The sequence below is a fragment of the Granulicella mallensis genome (genome assembly GCF_014203225.1).
Classification (GTDB): Bacteria; Acidobacteriota; Terriglobia; order Terriglobales; family Acidobacteriaceae; genus Granulicella; species Granulicella mallensis_A.
The window spans coordinates 95,403-115,159 of sequence record NZ_JACHIO010000021.1 but is presented as its reverse complement, the minus strand read 5'-3'; the positions used below and the strand labels follow the sequence as shown (position 1 = coordinate 115,159).

Here is a 19,757-nt window from a genome sequence, read left to right as displayed (position 1 = left end):
ACAATGGAGACAAACTCTTCCCCAATCTCCTTACCTCTTAGAAAATCTTCACCCTAACTAGGAAAAGTCCTTGCTTCTCAAGAGAGAATCTTCCGATTCTTGCCACAGCAAAATGTCTGCACGCTACGAAAGAAATTGGATGGATACCTTAGGTCTCCAACACTCTCCACCGAAGCGTCTCCTGCTGCATCCAATGAGAGACAGTTTGCTCGCACGTGCAAACTCAAGGAGCTTTCTCCGTGAAGATCACACCACTCTCCAGCAATGCATGGCAGCTCACACGCTTCGGCCTGGTCAACTCGTACCTTGTACGAGAGAACGATGGCTTCACGCTGATCGATACCGGGCTGCCAGGCTCTGCGGATGACTTCCTTAACGCGGCAAAGAGCCTTGGAGGGCCAATCAACCGCATCCTGCTCACGCACGCGCACGGCGACCACATCGGTTCGCTTGACGAACTGTCGCAACGGCTCGGCAGGATCGATGTCGCCATCAGCCACCGCGACGCGCGCCTGCTCCCGAAGAAACCTGCGCAGGACCTCTCACTCGACCCCGGCGAGCCGCAGAGCAAGATCAAAGGCAGCCTGCCGGGAGCCAACACCGTGCCAACGCATCTCGTAGCCAACTTTGAGCTCTTCGGCTCCTTGCGCTGCCTCGCGACGCCGGGACACACCCCAGGCCACTTCAGCTTCTACGACGAGCGTGACGGTACGCTCTATGCGGGCGATTCCCTGGTCACCGTGGGCGGCAACGTTCATATTCCCGGCGTCGGGCCATGGTACTTTCTGCTTCCCGGCTGGGCCTCGTGGAATGCGCCGACGATGAAGGCCAGCATACGGCAACTGTTGGATACGATGCCCCTCGAAGCCCCCTTCCATCGCATCGCCGCCGGCCACGGACGTATCGTTGAAGGTAGCCGCGAGCTACTGGAAGCAGCGCTGCAAGAAGCTGGTGCGTAATTTCCTCAGCTCCGCCAGTGCAGCTCTACCGGCCCACTCAGCGGATGCTCTCCAACACCCTTCAGCCTGCGCTGCTTGAGCGCAAAGTACCACTTGGCGGGTTTGTCAGCGTCGTCGATCAGCATGAGGCCGGGGTTGGAGCGCAGGCCACGCGCTTGCTCGATCATCGTCTGCTGGTCCTGCTGGACGAACCGTGCGCCGAAGTACCGGGCGATCGGCGTGATGAAAGGTACGTGATACGCGATATCCCACGCCGCGATCACGTCGATGCGGCAGGTAGAGGCCGTAACCGGAGTCACTGTCGTCAACGAGGAGAACCAGCGCTTCTTCCCACGCGCGTTCTCCGCAAGAATCGTCTCGTAGCGGCGGTTCGGCAGAACGAAATCGATCGTCGTCACCGGCCTGCCCAGCAAGCGATACGGTGCGCTGTTGGAAGACGGCGCATGCGGAGACATGCGAAAACCAGCATTAAATCCGTCATGCTCGAGGTCTTCTATCGGTTCAAACTTCTTGGTCTTCTCGTGGATGCTCGCCGCGCTGCGCCACCACCACGCACGATGCACGAACGGCCCATGCGCCGGGTCCATCAGGCCGATGATACCGTGATCCACATTGCAGGGCAGCTCGGCCTGTAGGTGCGCGCTGCGAAAACGGTTGCCGAACTTTGGCAGCTCCGGCACAGGGGGCAGCGCAGCTTCTTCGGTTATCCGGCCTGCTCCCGCCTCCGGCACGTACACCCAGGCATAGCCGTCGCGCTCCACCACCGGGAACGAGTTCGCGTAGATCTTCGTCGGTTCGAGCGAATCGTGCGAGGTGAGAGAGGGGATCTCCTGGCACTGTCCACTGCAGGGCTCGAAGCGCCAGCCGTGATACTTGCACTGCACCGTCTCGCCATCGAACCAGCCCGCCGAGAGCGGGATGCCACGGTGCGGGCAGAGATCGCGCATGGCGAAGAGCGCGCCATCGCTCTTGCGGCCGAGCAGCATCGGGATGCCCAGCAGCGTAATCACTGCCGTGTCTTTGCGCTTGAGCGAGCTTGCCCGCAGCGCCGGATACCAGTCGCCAAAGATCAGTTCGGCGGGCGGGCCGTCCTTTGCAGGAGCGCCCGTAAGTTGTACAAGTTCCTGTCCCGCACGAATTGGCCTCATATTACCCATCGGGCCTCAGTCTATCCGACTTCGGCCCACAGCTTACACTTGAGGCGATGCCCCAGGTGCCCCCTCGACCGAGATCTACCCTGCTCAGCGTGCTGTTGCTGTGGCTGGCTTTCTATGCCAGCTTCACCCTGTTCGCTCCGCCGCTGCTGGACGACGCGGACTCTGTCCACTCCGAAGTCGCGCGGGAGATGCTGCTGCGCCACGACTATGTGACGCTCTACGCGAATGGGATCCGCTATCTCGAAAAAGCACCCCTGCTCTACTGGTCGATGGCTGCGAGCATGAAGCTGTTCGGCACCTCAGCGGCAGCCGCGCGATTGCCGCTGGCGTTCGCCGTGCTGGCCCTGGTGCTGGTTATCGAAGCCTTCACACGACGCCTGTTTCACAGCACGCGAGCAGGAGTGTATGCGGCGCTGATTCTGCTCTCGAGCTTCGGCCTCTTCATCTTCACGCGCATCACCATTCCCGATGCCGGGGTGTGCCTCTGGATCTCGCTCGCGCTCTACTGCTTCTGGCGCACCGAAGAGCTCAGTAGCTCGCCCCAAGGTGACAGCGATCAGACACGAGACACGAGTTTCGAGCAGCGAGAGGCAGATCTCACAACTCGAATCTCGAATCTCGAATCTGAAGGCGCAAAGACGCATCTTCGCCTCTACGGCGGAGGCTTCGCCGCGGCCTGCGCTCTCAACGTTCTGACCAAGGGCTTGATCGGTATCGTCTTCCCTGTCGGCATCGTGCTCGCCTATCTGCTGCTGACGCGCGGGCTGCGTGGGACCTGGCGCCGTCTGGGCAAACTGTATCCGTGGACTTCGCTCGGAGTCTTTCTACTGATCGCGGCGCCGTGGCACATTCTGGCAGGCCTCGCGAACCCGACGCAGGGACACCCGACGCCGTTTCACTTTGTGCAGGGGCATTGGATCGTGCCGCTACCCACGGACGGCAATGTGCGCGGCTGGTTCTGGTTCTACTTCATGAACGAGCACGTGCTGCGTTATCTGAACCTGCGCGTGCCGCACGACTACGATACTGCTCCCCTGTGGCTCTTCTGGGGCCTGTGTTTCGTGTGGATGATGCCCTGGTCGGCGTTTGTGTTCAAAGCCGTTGGAGGGGCACTCCCCTGGCGCAATCAGCAATGGCGGACCCAACTTTGGCGGCATGACCTGCGGCTAAAGGATCGGGGACTCCTGCTCTGCGTCGTGTGGGCGGCTTTTGTACTGCTCTTTTTCTCGCTCTCCACCCGGCAGGAGTACTACGTATTGCCCGCGCTCCCCGCGGTCGCAATTCTCATCGCAGGTTGGCTCGCCTATCAGGCACCGACGAAACCGGAGGCTCAGATTCATCGGCGCGCAGTATGCCGTTGCGTTGGAGTTCTTCTGCTTCTTGGTACAGTCTTCGCTTCAGTCAGCGTCTATTTTCTGCTTCACACCAAAGCCCCCGCACCCAACACCGACCTCGCACAACTTCTACAGCAAAATCCCGGAGATTATGCCCTGAGCATGGGCCACTTTCTCGACCTCAACGCACAGGCCCTCGGGCTCTTCCGCGTACCGCTGGCGCTCGCTGCCCTGAGCCTCTTCCTTGGGCCACTGATATCGCTCCTGCTGCGCAGGAAGGACAGGCCCCACACCGCCACCCTCGCGCTGGCAGCCGGGGCCTTCGGCTTTCTGTTGGCGGCGCATCTCGGCCTGCAGATCTTCGCCCCCGTCATCGGCTCGGCTGAACTGGCCAGGGCCATCGCTCCCCAGGTGCAGCCGCAAGACATCCTCGCAATTCACGGCGAGTACGAATCCGGCTCAACCCTTGGGTTCTACCTGCATCGCAACGACATCCACATCCTCGAAGGCCGCAGCTCGAATCTCTGGTACGGGAGCTTCTTCCCCGACGCTCCGCCGATCTTTGAGACGCCCCAGTCCATCGCGCAAAAGTGGACGGGGTCGCAGCGTATCTTCCTCTGGCAGTCCCTCACAGACGAGCCTCGCAACTTGCCTGCGCTTCCCGGGCCGGTTTACATTCTCGTGAAAAATGGAGGGAAAGAGATCGTCAGCAACCAGCCGAACCGGTAAGCTCATCCCATCTCCTGTTTCCATTCTTTTCACGTTTCACCAATCCTTTTGACCCGGTGTCTATGGCCTGCAAACCGTACGAACTTCGCCACGTTCCGCTCTTTTCCCTGCTCGACGACGATGAGATCGCCGTGCTCTCCCAGCAGGTTGAACTCCGTGACTTCGCGGCCAAGCAACGCATCTACAAGGTTGGCGAGCCCAGCACACGCGCCTTCGTCATGCTCTCCGGCGCCGTCGAGGTCACGCTCATCGACGAAGATGGCCAGGAGGTCCTCTTCTCCGAGCCCCGCCATGGCGACTTCTTCGGCTTTGCCTCCATGCTCGAAAACACGATGCACCAGACCTCGGCAACCACGACCGAGCCCACCACCTGCCTGGAGATCGACCGCAACGATATCGAAGCGTTGCTCCTGAAGAAACCCATGGCCGGCCTGGACATGATGACCGTGCTCGCACGCGATATTCATTCGGCGCAAGGCGTCATTCGCAACCGCGCAATGCGCAATGCAAACGAACTGATCGACGAACAGGAGACCTTCGGCGAGCGCATCGCAGACGTCGTCGCCAGCTTCGGCGGCTCGTGGACCTTCATCATCCTCTTTGGCGCGACCTTGACGATCTACACCCTGATCAATATCCATCTCAAGGGCAAGGCCTGGGATCCGTACCCCTTCATCCTGCTCAACCTGTTTCTCTCGATGCTCGCGGCGATCCAGGCTCCGGTCATCATGATGAGCCAGAACCGCCAGGACACCAAGGACCGTCTGCGCAGCGAGCTGGACTTCGAGGTTAACCGCCGCGCGGAAACCGAGATCCAGGCGCTCTCCCGCAAGATCCACTTCCTCGCCGACAAGCTCGGCGACATTGAAGAGCATCTGCGGGGACCAAATGAATCAAGGCGCGAGGATGATCTGCGAAGCTAGAGTAAGTCGCATAGATGTGTGACAAGAGGCTGGGACCTTCGGTGATTAAACCCGTTCCAGCCGCCCACGCTTCAGCCGAAAGTGCTCTCCGCGCCACACCACGACATCCGACGCGTAGCTCCACGCCCAGAAGAACAGCCCAAAGCAATCGCGCAGCGGCAACAGGATGAGATCGCGCAGCACCTGCCCATCGCGCAGAATGCCGACACCCACCGTCAGCGCCACGGCCACGCGCACCAGCAGCGCGAGACTGAACAACGAGAAGCTCCACAGCGAACCGCCGCTGGCCAGTACCGCAGCCAGCGACCACGGCAGCACATACGTCACGCCCAGCCCGATATAACCTGCGCGACGAGAGTCGCGTGTGGACCGCGACCAGCGCAACTGGTGTTCGCAGAAGCCGCGCAACGTATAGGCAGGCACCGTGGTCGCCACGACCTCATGAACCAGCTCCACGCGATAGCCCGCACGCGATAGCCGCACACCCATCTCATAGTCGTCGGCAAGCTGCTCGACCAGGGCTTCAAAGCCACCGATGGCGGCAAGCGCGGTCTTCGTCGTCGCCAGGGTTGAACCCAATCCGAAGTGAATGCCGCCCTCTAGCTTGCGTGCCGTCAGCACACCTGCCATGAAATCCGTCGAGATCCCCAGGGCTTCCAGCCGCGACCAGAGAGTTCCCTCTGCCTGACCGACGTAGGGCACAGTCACCAGACCTGTCTTCTCCTGAGCAAAAGGCGCGAGCACCCGGCTCAAATACCGCGGCGAGACGAGAATGTCGCTGTCATTCACGACGATGTGTTCAAAGCTTGCATGCGGAAGCATCTGCGCGAGGTTCGAGACCTTGCCATTCGACCCCAGACGCTCCGGACACTCCACCAGCCGGATGTTGAGCTGTGGATACTCGATGCGCAATCGAGCAATCTCGGCGACTGCGGGATCGTCCAGCGAGCTTATGCCGAACAGCAGTTCGAACTCGCCCGCATACTGCTGTACACAGTGGCTCACAAAGCCCGCATACATGCGCGAATCGACGCCCTTTACAGGCTTGAGAACTGAAACGCCCGGAGCGAATCCTTCTGCATCCAGCTTCGCAGCGGCACGCGCGTCATGCTCAAACGCCCGCGCTCCCAACAGCGCCAACAGACCATAGGCAATGCCGCTCGCAGTCAACAGCGCCGCAATAACTTCAACGACAACAGAGAGTGTAGAGAGTAGAGGATAGAGTGTAGAGAGAGAATCGATTGTCATCGTTGCTTCTTTGCAGCCTGTTTTGCGCGCAAAGTGGCTAAAGAAGCGTTGAGCATCTTCAGCTCCTCACACGCGAGTGATTGTGCCAGTGCAAGGCTTGCCGACTCCCCAAAGCCAGGCATCGAAGCGAGTTCCAATTGAGTCTGAACTTCGAGAGTCGATCCCCTCGCAATCCCCAGAAACTGAATAAGCTCGCCTGTCGTGAGCCGGCCTTTCCCTTCCGCAATATTGCTTGGAATAGATACCGCAGCGCGTCTAAGCTGATTGGTGAGCCCAAAGCGTTCCTCCGCTGGAAAGCGCTGGGTAACTTTGTAGATAACGCTCGCTAATTCCATCCCCTTCTGCCACGCGCTTGAATTGCGATGGGATGAATTATTTTCTGCTACCGCCATTTACGTCATCCCTCCAAGCTTTCTCTACTCTCTATCCTCTACTCTCTGCTTTACTCGTATCTGAGCGCGTCGATCGGATCGAGATTCGCGGCTTTCCATGCCGGATAGATTCCGAAGATCAAGCCGATGGCGCATGAGGACAGGAACGACGCCAGGATCCACAGCACGCTTACTTCGCTCGAAAGCAGATAGTGCAGTCCGAAGGCGACGATCGAGCCGAGTGTAATCCCAATGAGTCCGCCCACGGCACAGAGCACGATAGCCTCCAGCGTGAACTGCAGCAGAATGATATTCCTCGTCGCGCCGATGGCCTTACGCACACCGATCTCGCGTGTGCGCTCGGTTACGCTGACCAGCATCACGTTCATCACGCCGACGCCGCCCACCATGAGGCCCACCGCGCTCAGGCCGAACATCAGCAGAAAGAGGCTGCCGGTGACCTCCGTCCATAGACGCGTAATCGCGTCCGAACCGAAGATGGCGAAGTTGTCCGCAGCCTCGTTGTGCACCTTGCGCCGGCGGCGCAGCAGGTCGCGAATCTCATCCTCGACGAGGGGCTTGTTCTTCTGGTCGTCGAACTTCGCGCTCAACCAGTAGTCAAGCACCTCGGGATGCAGCTTGTGAAAGGTCGTAATTGGAAAGTAGGCAAAGCTGTCGGCGGGATTTTTACCACCGCCGAAGGCTTGTTTCTGCTTGTCCAGTGTGCCCACCACGGTAAAGGTACGGCCCTCGACGGTAATCTCCTGGCCGATAGGGTCGATGTTTCCGAACAGGTCCTCCGCGGTATCGTGACCCAGCACGGTCACATCGGTGGCGCGGTCCTGGTCAGTCTGCGTGAAGTAACGGCCCTCGTGGATATCCCAGTCATAGACCGCCTGCGAGGAGATCGTATCGCCTTCCAGCGAAACATTTTCCACCTTCCGTTGGCGGAACTTCGCGGTCGCCGAGCCCGCGCCGAACTGGAAGTTCTGATAACGCAGGGAGGCCGAAGCCGAGGACACATGCGGCAGCGCGGCGATCGCCTCCTCGTCATCAAAGGTGAGCTGCTTGCGTGCGAGCATCTCCGTCGTCGGGCGAACGCCGATGACGGGGAAGCGAAAGACCCACAGCACGTTGGTTCCCATCGCCTCAACCATGCCGGAGACCGATGAGTTCAGCCCATTGATGACCGACGAGATCGCGATCACCGTCATTACGCCGATGACGATCCCGAGGATCGTCAGACCGGAGCGCAGCTTGTTCGCGCGCAGGGTATCCAGCGCCATCTTTACGGATTCGCGTTGATCGCTCGCTCGCATTAGAACTCGCTCCTTAGGGCAACGATCGGATCCAGTTCAGCCGCCTTGCGTGCAGGGTAGACGCCAAAGAACAGGCCAACGGATGCCGCCACAGCCAGGCCCGCAAAGATGCTCCACAGCGCAATAGACGCGGGGAAACCCAGCAAGAGGGTGATGAGTTCCGCTACGCCCACGCCACCAAGCACGCCAATGGCCCCACCAAGCAACGACATCGTTCCCGACTCCAGCAGGAACTGCAGCATGATATCGCTGCGGCGAGCGCCCAGGGCCTTTCGCACGCCGATCTCGCGTGTGCGCTCGGTCACGCTCACCAGCATGATGTTCATGATGACGATGCCGCCGACGACCAGCGAGATCGCCGCAATCGCCACGGCCACAGCCTCAAAGCTGCCGCTGATCTGCGTCCATAGACCGACCAGGGTGTCGCTGGTTTCAAGAGTGAAACTGTCCGGTGAGCCGGGCAGGTCATGCCGCCGAAGCCGTAGTAACTGCCGTGCTTCGTCGGTGGCTGCCTCCATTGCTCCCGGCGCGTTGCCGGCCTTGGAGTAGATCGTCAGCGTCTTCGACGCGCCATAGGTCTTCTCGAACGCGGTCAGGGGTACGGCGACCCAATTGTCCTGGCTCTGCCCCAGCGTCTTGCCCTGCTTTTCGCTCAGTCCGATGATCGTGTAGGGAACGCCATCGACGCGAATCTCCTTGCCGAGGGGATCGTCGCCCTTCAGCAGGTTCTCTTCGATGTCGGAGCCGATCAGCGCGACGTGGGCCGCATGGTCCTCGTCGGCCTGCGTAATGTCGCGGCCCTCGACGATATTGAGGTTCTGCATCTCCGCCATCAGGGAGGTGTAGCCACGGATGGTCGTGTCGGAGCTGGACTGCGTGCCGAAGACGATCTTGCCGATGCTCGATTGCATCGCGCCAACCTCCAGGCAGTGCCGGCAATCGTTCTGGATCGCGTGATAGTCTTCCATCCCGACGATCTTGCGCTTCTCGAAGGTCAGAAAGTCGGCGTAGCTGTTGGTAAACTCCGGCTGCTTGGAGAGAGTGAAGACATCCGCGCCATAGCCGTTGACCTTTGTAGCGACGTAGACATTCGCGCCGTTGACCAGCGTAACTACCGCGATCACCGACGCCACGCCGATAACCACGCCCAGCAGCGTCAGGATCGTACGCAGCTTGTTAGCCCATAGCGACTGCAGCGCTATCCGTAATGCTTCTTTTGTCTCCATAGCGGAACCGCTCTCAGTCTACCGTGCGCGTCGGAAAGTGGGGGAACACACGTCTCCGAAGTCCTATACGTGAAACACGATCCCCCGGTTCCACGCGCCCAGGCGGGTGCGAACCGGAAGAGGATGCCTTCTTTACCTCTATAAATGTTCACCCAGATTCACAAAGATTACCTCAGGAGCACACGCCTGTTCATGAACGCCGTCTTACGGGTGGATGACATAGGCGCCAGGCCGTGTCTTATTGAATCAAGATGGAGCCTCCATCGTGTCTTGAATCTCGGTGGGGGTTTGAACAAGACATGTGCCTAAATTGACGTTCCCGGTTCGCCAGACGCAATCTAGCCCTTCTCGTACTTCCAGTTTCTCGATTTACCCTCGGCGATCCACTCCAGCGCCGTGGCCACTCGTTTGTCACGTGTCTCTTCGCGCTTGGCGTCGGCGATCCACTCGGAGTATTCGCGGCGGCAGCTTGGGCTCAGGGCCTCAAAGTGCTTCGCGGCAGCTTTGTTCTTTTTGAGCGCCGCTACCAGTGCCTCGGGGACCTCCACCGCAGCCTTGGCGACCCGAGGCCGCGATGGCATTGACTTGGTGCGCGTGCCCCCGGCGATCATCATTGCCGCCTGCTTCACATAGCCCACCAGCTTCCTGCGCGGCGGCAGGTCCGCCATCGAGGCAATGCGTCCGAACGTTCCCATGCCTTCGCTCGAAGCGACACCGTCGGCGCGCAGAATCTCCGCAATCTCCGCACCCCATAGCCCAAAGCTGCAGTGCTCTTTGAACGCCGAGAGATTGCCCAGGATCACGCCGCGATACATAAAGAAGGGTCGCGACCACTTCATCACTTCCTCCAATTCGGGCGCGGCTTCATGCATTACCTCACGCAGATGCGTCAGGATCGGTTGCGCGAAGGGAGCGGACTTCGCAATATAGGCGTCGACGGCTGCATTCACAGTGGGCATGGACGGAATGGTAAATGAGAAGTGCGATGCCCTCAGCACCTTTTAAGAACAGTTCAGCATTACCCCAGGACGAATCCGCGTCCGCACAGCCACCTGCCGCAAAACTCCCGGCCACAGCCGCACGGCAGCCTCTACCAGCATCCTCCGACGCTGACTCACCATCGCCTGCGATAGCGCCGTCGCCAGCGATACCTGCCGCGACAGCTCACCCTGCAACCGTGGCTGAAAGCTCTCGGCTGTCTCACCTTGCAGATACATCACAGCGGCAAGCTGTCCGCTGTGCAGCGCGATCGACATGCCGTCACCGGTGAACGAAGGAATCACCGCCGCCTGGTCACCCAGCGCCCACACGCCATCGGAACGTTCCCGCACGAAGCCATAAGGAATTGCGGCGACAGCTACCGGCTTTGCCAACAGGGGTTCTGCGCCCTGCAGCCGCTGCCGCAGATGCGGGCAGTCCTGCTGCATTGCGACGAGCAGCTTGTCCCATCGCGCCCCCAGGCGCAGATACTCCTCGCGCCTGATCAGGCAGCACAGGTTTGCCGCACCCTCTTCCACCGGCTGTAACCCCGCATAGCCGCTGCGATAGAGATTCAACTCCACATGACCTTCGAGCTCCTCCGCCTGCGCAGGAGCGAGCCGCCAGTACATCTTGAAGGCAATCAGATCGCCCTGTTTGCCTGCGGGCCTCGGCCTCTCGCGCAGATCGTGCTTTCCGGTCGCGAGAAACGCTGCCTCTGCCGCAATGGTGGTCTCATCGTCGAGCAGCACACGCCAGCCTGCGTTATCACGAGCGAGCGACAGCACACGCCGCCCGCGCAAAACCGTCACACCGCTGGTCTCGGCAAATTGCAATAGCTCTTCATCGAGCCGCCGCCGCGTCAGCGACATCGCCGTAAAGGGCAAGGGAGCTTCACTCACACCCAGCCGTCCCGCCAGACGCACCGCGCTGATCGGCAACGCTCCAAACGCCGACACCTCAAACCCGAGCGAGCGCAGATACACCAGCGCCTCCCGGCTGAGAAACTCACCGCAAACTTTATGCTGCGGCCGCGACTCTTTCTCGATGAGTACGACACTGCGACCCGCCTGGGCAAGCGTGATCGCTGCGGCAGAGCCTGCGACTCCGCCCCCCACGATCACAATGTCCGGGGACTTCACTTCAACCTGCCTACACAGAGCCGGGCCGGAAAGCAGCGGGCTATTCCCAAAGCAGTGGGGTCGATCCCGGCTGCGGCAATCATGCGTTGCCAATCCTCTTCACGAAAGCTGCGGCGAATCGAGACCGGGCCATCGTAGCGCACGAAATAATGCCACCGCATCACGCCTGCAAGCAGTTGGAAGAGTCGATGCGGCGTGCGCTCGCGGCAGAGATCGTTGACGAACCACCCGAGCTGCGCAGTCGATTCCATCCACGTCAGGAAACGCACAATCTCCGGCTCCGGCAGATGATGCGTGAAGAGGGAACTCAGCACTACATCAACTCCATCGGGTGGGGCATAGGAGAAGGCATCGCCTGTAACCCATTCAATGTCCCACTGGTTGCTGCGATCTTTACCGGAGAACTCTCGCGCCGCCTGCGCTGCATACGGATTGAGGTCGATGCCCGTGAGAGCAACCTGCACCCCACGACGCTTCGCCCATACCGCGATATGGCGCAGCATATCGCCGCCGCCGCATCCCACATCGACGATGCGTAGCGGCTGTGACGAGGGCCTGGCTTCGATCAGCCGCTCCAGAAACTGCAGCGTCGGCCGATGCGCCAGCGTGAGCCGGTTCACCTGTGCAAGATCGGCGAGGCAGGCACGAAAATCCTCATACGAACACGGCTCATCCATCAACTCCGGAAGGTCTTCCGGCGCAGTGCGATGTGTAAAGTCGATCGGCAATGAAACTGATGTCATAGAGGGTCTCGATTTTGAAGGGTACGGCTTCACAACGGAGTTGACGCTCCGCCCCTTCAAAACAACAGCCTCTTCATTAGACCGCATGGAACAACATCGTCTCCGCTGTAAGTCCAGGACCGAACGACATGGCGCAGCCCTTTTGGCCGGGCTCCGCGCTCTGCATCAGCCGTTCGAGCACGAACATCACCGTCGCCGACGACATATTCCCGAAGCGCTCCAGCACCTCACGCGAAGCATTTAGAGCGCATTCCTTCAAACCAAGCCCGCGCTGTACGGCGTCGAGCACCGATTTGCCGCCCGGATGCACGCCCCACAGATCGATATCGTCCTTGCTGTGCTGCGCGAGCACCTCGCCGCCGGTCGTGAGCAGCGCCTTGCCGATCTCTCCCGGCACCTTGCCTGAGAGCAGCATGTCGAAGCCCACGCCACGAATGCGCCAGGTAATCAGGTCGCGGGTTGCGGGGATCAGCACCGAGCGAAAGCTGTCCATCGCAAAACCCGTCGGCTCGGACGTGATGAGCGCCGCTGAACAGCCGTCGCCAAAGACCAGGAACGAGAGGACCTGTTCGAGCTCCTGCGTCTCCTGCAGGTGCAGGGTGCAGAGTTCGAGGTTCAGCATCAACACTTTGGACTCCGGCTCAGACCGCACGATATGGCGCGCCTGCTTGAGCCCGTTGATCGCCGCGTAGCAACCCATAAAGCCGATCATCGTGCGCTCCACCGTCGTGTCGAGCCCGAGGTGATCGACAATGTCGAAGTCGAGCCCCGGCGCATACAGCCCGGTGCAGGAGGTCACGATAACGTGCGTCACCCCGTTGCGCTCCTCGTCGCTGAGCGCGAGCTTGTCGAGCGTACGCTGCGCCAACCGCGGCGCAAAGCGCTCAAAGATCTTCATCCGCTGCGCCGTATCGGGAAAGCTGCCGCGCGTATAGAACTCGTGCGCGTTCACGGTGAACTCGGTGCTCGGCCCCTCAGGTCCGATACTGTAACCCGGCGTGAGCACGGAGTACCGGTGTTCGATGCCCGATCGCGACGCCATGCGCCGAAATACCGGCTGCACCCGTGGATCTTCGAGCATCTGGTCTGCAAACGCGACGAACGCGTCATGTACATCGTCGTCGGGTACTGCAGTGGCGATGCGGTTGATGTATGCCTGGGTCACGAAGCCTCCGGTTACCTTTAGTGCCTACATAGGATGCACTAAAGGCGATACGACTGTTGCAACCGCCGAGTCTTGAGTTTGTCATTGTTTTGTCGAACGAATGTAATTCTCACTTCCTGCACCTCCAGCACAAGGGATCGCAGCGGGTAGATGTCCTCTCCGTTCGCCGGATGGGCCTTGTCACGCTATGCTCAAAACCATGCGAGCCAGGACACAAAGGCCAGGAAATCCCTTCCCATGGGATCGACGGCGTTTTCTACAGTTGGGAGGATTGGCCGGTATGGCCGGCCTCTCAGGCTGCCGCAGGTCACGCCCCGATGGGCTGGTGTGGGCCCTCGGCTGGCTCCCCGACGTGGAATACGGAAATCTCTGGGTGGCCATGGATAAGGGCTACTTCCGGCAGGAAGGTGTTCGGATGTCGTACCTTCCGGGTGGCCCCAATGCACCGCAGCCGGTCGTCGAGGTCGCCGCGCAACAGGCTTCGATCGGCGATGGAGAGCTGCTCCCGATCCTCGATGTCGTAGCGCAGGGAAATGACTTCGTCGTTGTGGCCGCGCAGTTTCCCATCATGCCGACCGGCATCATCACCCTGCCGAAGAGGCCGATGCTGAAACCCGCCGATCTTATCGGCGGACGGTTTCTCGTACAAGGCCCCAGCGAGCGCAACGAACTGGAAGCGACCTTCCGCCTCAATCACCTACCCATGGACTACAAGCTGATTCCGGTCGGCTTCTCCCCGGAGGCCCTGCTCAACGGCGAAGGCGATGCCTACTTCTGCTACGTGACCAATCAACCGACGACGCTCGAAAACATGGGGCTGCTCCAGGGGAAGGACTTCTTCGTGACGAAGATCTACGACCTCGGCTACAAGGTCCCCTCTTCCCTGCTCTTTATAGACCGCACGACGTTGACCACAAAGCGACAGCAGGTCGTAGGATTTCTAAAAGGAATGCTGCGGGCCCGCGCAGACAGTCTTCGCGATCCGGAGATTGCGGCCAGGCTGGCCGTCGAAAAGTATGGAGGAGACCTGGGCCTGGACCTGCAGCAGCAGACCACCCTCAACCGGCTGCAGATGTCACTCCAGGTGGAGCCGGGATCCACCATCCCTTTCTGGTTTCAAAAGCAAAGCATCCAGACGATGTACGCCGCGGCTGCCGCAACCGGCAGAACCAACCTGCCGCCCGCGGAGCGCTTCATCGATCTGAGCCTGCTCGAAGAGGCGTACCGCAGTTTGAAGTGATTTGGATGTCGTGGCTGGAGCCTTTCCTCTCCAGACCGCGCGATCGGATAAGACTTGGCAACGATTGAACTGAAGGGCGTAAGCAAAGAGTTCCGCATCAACCGGGAGCGCAGCGTGCTGGCTCTCGGCGCGATGGACCTGACCATCCGCGAGGGCGAGTTCATCGCGCTCCTCGGCCCGTCCGGCTGCGGAAAGAGCACGATCCTGAATCTTGTCGCCGGCCTGGATGAGCCCTCCACCGGAACAGTCACCGTGGACGGTCTTCCGCCTCTGCAGTTGCAGGCCAAACAGCAGCTCGGCATCGCATTTCAGGAGCATGCGCTTCTGCCGTGGCGAAGCGTCGAGGGCAACCTCGAACTGCCCTTCCAGATCGCGGGACGCAAGCCGGACCGCGAACACATTGCAGGCCTCATCGAACTCGTCGGGCTCAAGGGCTTCGAGTCCGCGCGCCCCAGCCAGCTCTCCGGCGGCATGCGGCAGCGCGTGTCGATTGCCCGTGCCTTGTGCCTGGACCCCAAGCTGCTGTTGCTCGACGAGCCCTTCGGCGCGCTCGATGCCGTAACGCGCCGCTCCATGAACCTTGAGCTGCAGCGCATCTGGCAGGAGAAGCAGATCACCACAATCCTCGTAACCCACACGGTAGAGGAGGCACTCTTTCTCGCGGACCGTGTGCTGGTGATGAGCGGACGCCCCGGCCGGATCGTGCGTGAGGTGCAGGTTCCCTTCCCGCGTCCTCGCGCCGTGGAGACCATGCGGCACGAGCTGTTTCACCACCTCGTCGATGACCTTACCCTGAGCCTGGAACCGGAGTACAAGGAACCGTGATGCAAAGAGCCGAGCAACAAGACGGAGGACTGCAGCGCACACTCTACCAGGTGTGCGGATTTCTTCTGCTGCTCGCTGCCTGGCAGATCGCGGGAAAATCAGGCATCGGGGGCAAGACGCTGCCTGCGCTCACCGAGGTTCTTCGCGTGTACACGATAAGCTGGCGGCGCGCATTGCTGCTGCGTGCCGCCGCGGCTACGGTTTCCTCCGCAGGCATCGGCTTGCTGCTGGGTACGACGCTTGGCTGCCTTACGGCTCTTACGGCGCAACTGTTGCCTGCCCTTGAACCAGGGCTCGACCGGCTGGCCGTTGTAGTCAACGCTCTGCCTGCTATTGCCCTGGGACCGGTGCTGGTCATCACCGCAGGCAGAGAAGCGACACCCGCCCTGCTCGCGGCGATTCCTGTCTTCTTTCTGATCTATGTGGCCGCAACCTCGGGGCTGCACTCCGCCGACCGGCGACTGGGACAGTTCTTCCGAGCCAGCGGTGCAAGCTGGGGTACTCGCTTCCGCCACCTCGACGCCATCTCCGCGCTGCCTGCGCTGCTGAACGGCATGAAGCTCGCCGTGACCACCGCCATGATCGGCGCGGTGGTGGGCGAGTGGTTCGGCGCACCTACCGGTCTGGGCATCGTAATTCTGAACACGATGCAGAACTTTCAGATTCCACTGATGTGGGCCGCTGTGCTGGTTGTAGCCGGCATCTCGCTGACCGGCTATGCCGTGAGCGGATGGGTAGAACGTGTCGTCGAGCGGAGGATGTCATGATTCTCCGCTTCCTGAAAAAGTCGTGGGCCGTGATCCTGCTCCTGCTGCTCTGGCAAATCGGAGTGATGACGTCGAACTACAACAGCATTGTGGTGGTCTCTCCGCTGTCCGTGCTGCAGGACCTCACACTGCACGCCTCGGTCTATATCGTTCCCGCACTGTGGACCACTGGCTTCGCACTCGGCGGCTTGCTGCTGGGAATGCTGGCAGGGTTGGCGTTGGCTATTATCTGCTGGACCTCCAAACTTCTGTCCGGCCTGCTGCAATCTTCAGCACTGCTGCTAACAGCGACTCCGATCGTCTGCCTGATCCCCATTCTTGCTCGGCTCTTCGGCTACCAGAGCCGGACGGAACTTCTGACGGTAGCGATCATGACGTTCTTTCCCAGCTTCGTCTACGCAGGCTCAGGCCTGCGCCGTCTGCCGCCGCGTTCCCCAGAGCTCTTCCACGCCCTGCATGCTTCGCGATGGAAGAGGCTCGTGCTGCTGGCCCTTCCCGCCGCCATCCCCGAACTCGCAGTCGCGCTTCGCGTGGGCACGGCCTACAGCATCCTGGTGACGGTAGTCGCCGAGTTCCTGATGCAGACCGGCGGGCTGGGAGATATGTTCGCCGTCACGATGCAGCAGTTCAACCTGCACCGCGCGCTCGGAGCCAGCGTGATTGCGATGGCGTTGTCAACGGCGCTGTATGAAGCCAGCAGTGGGTTGGAGAAACAAGTTCGCCTGCGTTTCGCCTGAAGCTCTATGCCAACCACGGGCAAGGGCCAAGTTGCTTCCCGCATTACTGTTTCACCGCGCCGGGCATTACATCCTTCAAAGGCTGGCGCTCCCGGTCAAAGTTCTCCGGGTGGGGCAGTGGCTTGCGGGGTAGCATCTGGTCTCGCATGGCGGTGTTGTAGACGAAGATTGCTTCGACTACTGCCGCCTGCTTGAGATCGGAAGGCGACAGACGCTCATAGACATCCTGATTGGTGTGAACGCTGCGCGTCTCATAGTCGCGAGGGTCCTGAATAAATTGAAAGCCGGGAACACCCACCTCATCGAAGACATCATGATCGGTGCCGGAGGTTCTGCGCATGCTGATCGTGGTCACTCCCAGATCCTTGAGCGGCGCCATCCATTGCTGAAAGATCGGCACAATGGCTGCGTTCTCCTGCGCGAAGATGCCGAGCAGCTTCCCGCCGCCGTTGTCCAGATTGAAGTAGCCGGAGATAAGCGCCTGCTCCGGCTTGAGCTTGAGCGGGCCTACCTGTTGGCGCAGGAACTCCGGCACCTCCAGCTGTTCCGGACTGGTCGATAGCCCCACCGTACCGAAGTGGTTCGCCACATAGCCAAGCGATCCCATGTACCCCTGCTCTTCGCCGCTCCACAAGCCGATCCGGATCGTACGTCTTGGCTGTACATGCAGCGCCGTCAGGATACGCATCACCTCCATGGCGATGATCGTACCCGCGCCGTTATCGGTTGCGCCGGTGCCGGCAATCCAGCTGTCGAGATGGCCTCCGACCATGACGACCTCGTCTTTCAACGACGGATCGGTGCCTGGGATCTCCGCAATCGTGTCGTAGCCCTGCTCGTGGTCTCCGGTGAACTGGGTGTTGACGTTGACCGCCACCTGTACAGCCACATGCTTTTCAAGCAGCCGCGAGAGGCGGCCAAAGGCTTCGTTGGCCAGGACGACGGAAGGAATCGGCTGCCTGTGATCCGGCATGAACACACGCTGTCCCATCGCTTCGTTGTTGTCGTCCTTCAGGATGCCGCCATCGCCGCCGTAACTCGAAAGCAGGATGGCCACGGCATGTTCGTCGGCGAGGAAGCGGGAGATCTTCTCTTTGGCATTTACCTGCTTGAAGACCTGCGCCCAGAATTGAGGATCGTCCGTGTACACATGCTGCTCCTGCATGTCGCCGTCGAGCGGATAGTCGTAGATCTGTGCAAGCTTTTTTTCGTCGTAATGCTGCAGCATCGGCTCAGGGTCTGGATGGATCGCCGGAGCTTGTCCCAACAGAACGATCTTTCCGGCCAGCTTGCCTTTCCATTGTGCGAAGACTTTTTCGTCTATGGGAGAAGATATAGCGACTACGTCCGCCGTGACGGTACCGGGAGTCGCCGGCGACCAGGGCGTGGCCTGTGCGATGAAGACAGCCGTATCAGGCGCAGCCATATCGACGGAGGTGCTGATCTGACGCCAGCCCAACCCGAAGTCACCCCAGCTCTCCAGGTGCGCATTCGAGCATCCCATCGCTGCAAGCTGGTCACGCGTCCAGGCATTCGCCTTTGCCATGTTGGGCGAGCCAGTCAGACGCGGGCCGATGCCGTCAAACAGTCCGCTGGCGTACTCCATAATGTGAGAGTGATCGAGGCCCTCCTTGCGGATGCGGGCATACATGTCGAGATCCAGAGCTTCCACCGCGGGCTGAACCTCTGGATGTTCGTAGTCATATCCATGCGGCTGGGATGCTGTGGAGGCCTGTACTTTTTTGCTCTTCGTCACCTGCGCAGGCAGGCAGGAAAACGAAAGCAGCAGGGGCAGGAGCGCTATCGTGGCAATGTTTCTGGACATGCAGCCAGCATGCACGAATTTGGCGAAACCTGTCTTGTATCTATTTGACGTGCCTGCGCCAGGCGCCCGGAGTCCGGCCTGTGACGGCACGGACGGCATGGGTCATATGTGCCTGGTCGCAGAATCCTGTACAGGCTGCAATGGAAGACAGGGTCTCGCGACCTCCAGTTGCCTGCCGCCAGGCCAGCCTGCCTTTTAGTTGTGCGCGGTAGGCAGAAGGAGCGATGCCAAAGACCTGACGGAATCCGCGTGAGATGGTCGCATCGGCGAGCTGGCGTTCCCGGGCCCAATCCTGCAGCCGCAGCTGGGGATCGCGCACCATGGCATGTGCCAGCTCGTCCGGCCAATCGATGAACTGCGGAGACTGCGGCTTCATGGTCGCGAGCAAAAAGGCAAGCGCTTCATTCGGATCACGCTCCGCCAAACGGACAGCCGTATCGGGATCAGGAGCCTGCATCAAGGCGGCGGAGGGTTCCACCCAGGAGGGCAATGCCAGATCCAGCACTTCGGAACCCTTGGCATCGTAGCGGTTCAAGTGGGCCTCAAACGCCCCGTGCATCACAACCTGGCCGGCACGCACACGATGACGTCCCCCATCGCCAGCTTCCTCGTAGCCACCGGACAAAACCAGGGCGAGGTAGCTGTCACCATGCCGGTGCCGTGGCAACACAGTGAAACCGCTCCGAAATTGACGACCATAGATGACTGGACTCAGATGGCTCATAGGCAGCAGGTGGAAGATGCGATTCTTGTCTGGATTTTACCGGTCTTCGTGCGGGGCCGCTCCTGGATTGATCGATAACGATTGACCGATAACGTTTTAAGCAGATGCCCCACCCTGCCGCGCAGCTCTTGGCGCGCGGCAGGGTGGGATATGGACTCCAAGCGCGCTATAAACATTGGCATCGCGCTCTGCGTCAGGGATAGCGTCCGCAAGATCGACCGTTTTCAGCTTTAATAGCGACTGTGACCAAATGAAAGAGAGCGGTCGTTTGCTACCGCAAACGATACCCCCGACGCAGAGCGCGCTTCGAGGATCTGTAGGATTCGCTTAGCGTCTATACCCCAC

Annotated in this window: 18 protein-coding genes; 7 read left to right on the top strand and 11 right to left on the bottom strand. The window is 60.4% G+C overall.

Annotation, left to right across the window (positions count from 1 at the left end):
• Positions 1 to 239: 239 nt before the first annotated feature.
• On the top strand, positions 240 to 959 hold the full coding sequence (locus tag HDF15_RS20925) for an MBL fold metallo-hydrolase (protein WP_184259118.1): 720 nt from the start codon (positions 240 to 242) through the stop codon (positions 957 to 959).
• Positions 960 to 964: 5 nt separating this feature from the next.
• On the opposite strand, the gene HDF15_RS20920 is transcribed toward HDF15_RS20925, so the two are convergent.
• Positions 965 to 2,107 (bottom strand): Rieske 2Fe-2S domain-containing protein, encoded by a 1,143-nt coding sequence (locus HDF15_RS20920; protein ID WP_184259115.1) that lies wholly within the window; start codon positions 2,105 to 2,107, stop codon positions 965 to 967.
• Positions 2,108 to 2,163: 56 nt separating this feature from the next.
• Between HDF15_RS20920 and HDF15_RS20915 the strand changes: the two genes are divergently transcribed.
• Positions 2,164 to 4,179: a glycosyltransferase family 39 protein gene (locus tag HDF15_RS20915; RefSeq protein ID WP_184259113.1), complete on the top strand. Its 2,016-nt coding sequence runs from the start codon at positions 2,164 to 2,166 to the stop codon at positions 4,177 to 4,179.
• Between the two features lie 62 nt (positions 4,180 to 4,241).
• Positions 4,242 to 5,102 carry a DUF1003 domain-containing protein gene (locus tag HDF15_RS20910; protein ID WP_184259111.1) on the top strand — a complete coding sequence of 287 codons (861 nt, stop codon included), beginning with the start codon at positions 4,242 to 4,244 and terminating at the stop codon, positions 5,100 to 5,102.
• Between the two features lie 45 nt (positions 5,103 to 5,147).
• Here the strand turns inward: HDF15_RS20910 and hpnI are convergent, their stop codons facing one another.
• From hpnI to HDF15_RS26290, 8 genes are all read right to left on the bottom strand, one after another.
• Complete coding sequence (gene hpnI, locus HDF15_RS20905; protein WP_184259110.1) at positions 5,148 to 6,350, bottom strand: bacteriohopanetetrol glucosamine biosynthesis glycosyltransferase HpnI; 1,203 nt, start codon at positions 6,348 to 6,350, stop codon at positions 5,148 to 5,150.
• A complete protein-coding gene (locus HDF15_RS20900; protein ID WP_184259108.1) occupies positions 6,347 to 6,742 on the bottom strand; it encodes a four helix bundle protein in 396 nt (131 codons plus the stop codon). Before HDF15_RS20900 ends, hpnI begins: the two co-directional genes overlap by 4 nt.
• A 50-nt stretch (positions 6,743 to 6,792) precedes the next feature.
• Positions 6,793 to 8,040, bottom strand: coding sequence for an ABC transporter permease (locus tag HDF15_RS20895; RefSeq protein WP_184259106.1), 1,248 nt, complete (start codon positions 8,038 to 8,040; stop codon positions 6,793 to 6,795).
• Positions 8,040 to 9,266, bottom strand: coding sequence for an ABC transporter permease (locus HDF15_RS20890; RefSeq protein ID WP_184259104.1), 1,227 nt, complete (start codon positions 9,264 to 9,266; stop codon positions 8,040 to 8,042). The genes HDF15_RS20895 and HDF15_RS20890 overlap by 1 nt, the downstream gene beginning before the upstream one ends.
• 338 nt (positions 9,267 to 9,604) lie before the next feature.
• Positions 9,605 to 10,225, bottom strand: a complete 621-nt coding sequence (locus HDF15_RS20885) for a YdeI/OmpD-associated family protein (protein ID WP_184259102.1) — start codon at positions 10,223 to 10,225, stop codon at positions 9,605 to 9,607.
• A 42-nt stretch (positions 10,226 to 10,267) separates the two neighbouring features.
• Complete coding sequence (locus HDF15_RS20880; protein WP_184259100.1) at positions 10,268 to 11,386, bottom strand: FAD-dependent oxidoreductase; 1,119 nt, start codon at positions 11,384 to 11,386, stop codon at positions 10,268 to 10,270.
• Positions 11,383 to 12,129: a methyltransferase domain-containing protein gene (locus HDF15_RS20875; RefSeq protein WP_184259098.1), complete on the bottom strand. Its 747-nt coding sequence runs from the start codon at positions 12,127 to 12,129 to the stop codon at positions 11,383 to 11,385. Before HDF15_RS20875 ends, HDF15_RS20880 begins: the two co-directional genes overlap by 4 nt.
• A 76-nt stretch (positions 12,130 to 12,205) precedes the next feature.
• Positions 12,206 to 13,294 carry a type III polyketide synthase gene (locus HDF15_RS26290; RefSeq protein WP_184259096.1) on the bottom strand — a complete coding sequence of 363 codons (1,089 nt, stop codon included), beginning with the start codon at positions 13,292 to 13,294 and terminating at the stop codon, positions 12,206 to 12,208.
• A 280-nt stretch (positions 13,295 to 13,574) separates the two neighbouring features.
• Between HDF15_RS26290 and HDF15_RS20865 the strand changes: the two genes are divergently transcribed.
• From HDF15_RS20865 to HDF15_RS20850, 4 genes are read left to right on the top strand one after another with little or no spacing between them, the layout of a single operon-like run.
• Positions 13,575 to 14,534: an ABC transporter substrate-binding protein gene (locus HDF15_RS20865; protein WP_184259094.1), complete on the top strand. Its 960-nt coding sequence runs from the start codon at positions 13,575 to 13,577 to the stop codon at positions 14,532 to 14,534.
• A gap of 54 nt (positions 14,535 to 14,588) precedes the next feature.
• Positions 14,589 to 15,359: an ABC transporter ATP-binding protein gene (locus tag HDF15_RS20860; protein WP_184259093.1), complete on the top strand. Its 771-nt coding sequence runs from the start codon at positions 14,589 to 14,591 to the stop codon at positions 15,357 to 15,359.
• On the top strand, positions 15,359 to 16,126 hold the full coding sequence (locus tag HDF15_RS20855) for an ABC transporter permease (RefSeq protein ID WP_184259091.1): 768 nt from the start codon (positions 15,359 to 15,361) through the stop codon (positions 16,124 to 16,126). The genes HDF15_RS20860 and HDF15_RS20855 overlap by 1 nt, the downstream gene beginning before the upstream one ends.
• Positions 16,123 to 16,863, top strand: coding sequence for an ABC transporter permease (locus HDF15_RS20850; protein WP_184259089.1), 741 nt, complete (start codon positions 16,123 to 16,125; stop codon positions 16,861 to 16,863). The genes HDF15_RS20855 and HDF15_RS20850 overlap by 4 nt, the downstream gene beginning before the upstream one ends.
• Positions 16,864 to 16,906: 43 nt before the next feature.
• Here the strand turns inward: HDF15_RS20850 and HDF15_RS20845 are convergent, their stop codons facing one another.
• Both HDF15_RS20845 and HDF15_RS20840 read right to left on the bottom strand, forming a co-directional pair.
• Positions 16,907 to 18,688, bottom strand: a complete 1,782-nt coding sequence (locus tag HDF15_RS20845) for a M28 family peptidase (protein ID WP_184259087.1) — start codon at positions 18,686 to 18,688, stop codon at positions 16,907 to 16,909.
• Positions 18,689 to 18,728: 40 nt separating this feature from the next.
• Complete coding sequence (locus HDF15_RS20840) at positions 18,729 to 19,358, bottom strand: AraC family transcriptional regulator (protein WP_184259085.1); 630 nt, start codon at positions 19,356 to 19,358, stop codon at positions 18,729 to 18,731.
• Positions 19,359 to 19,757 lie beyond the last annotated feature (399 nt).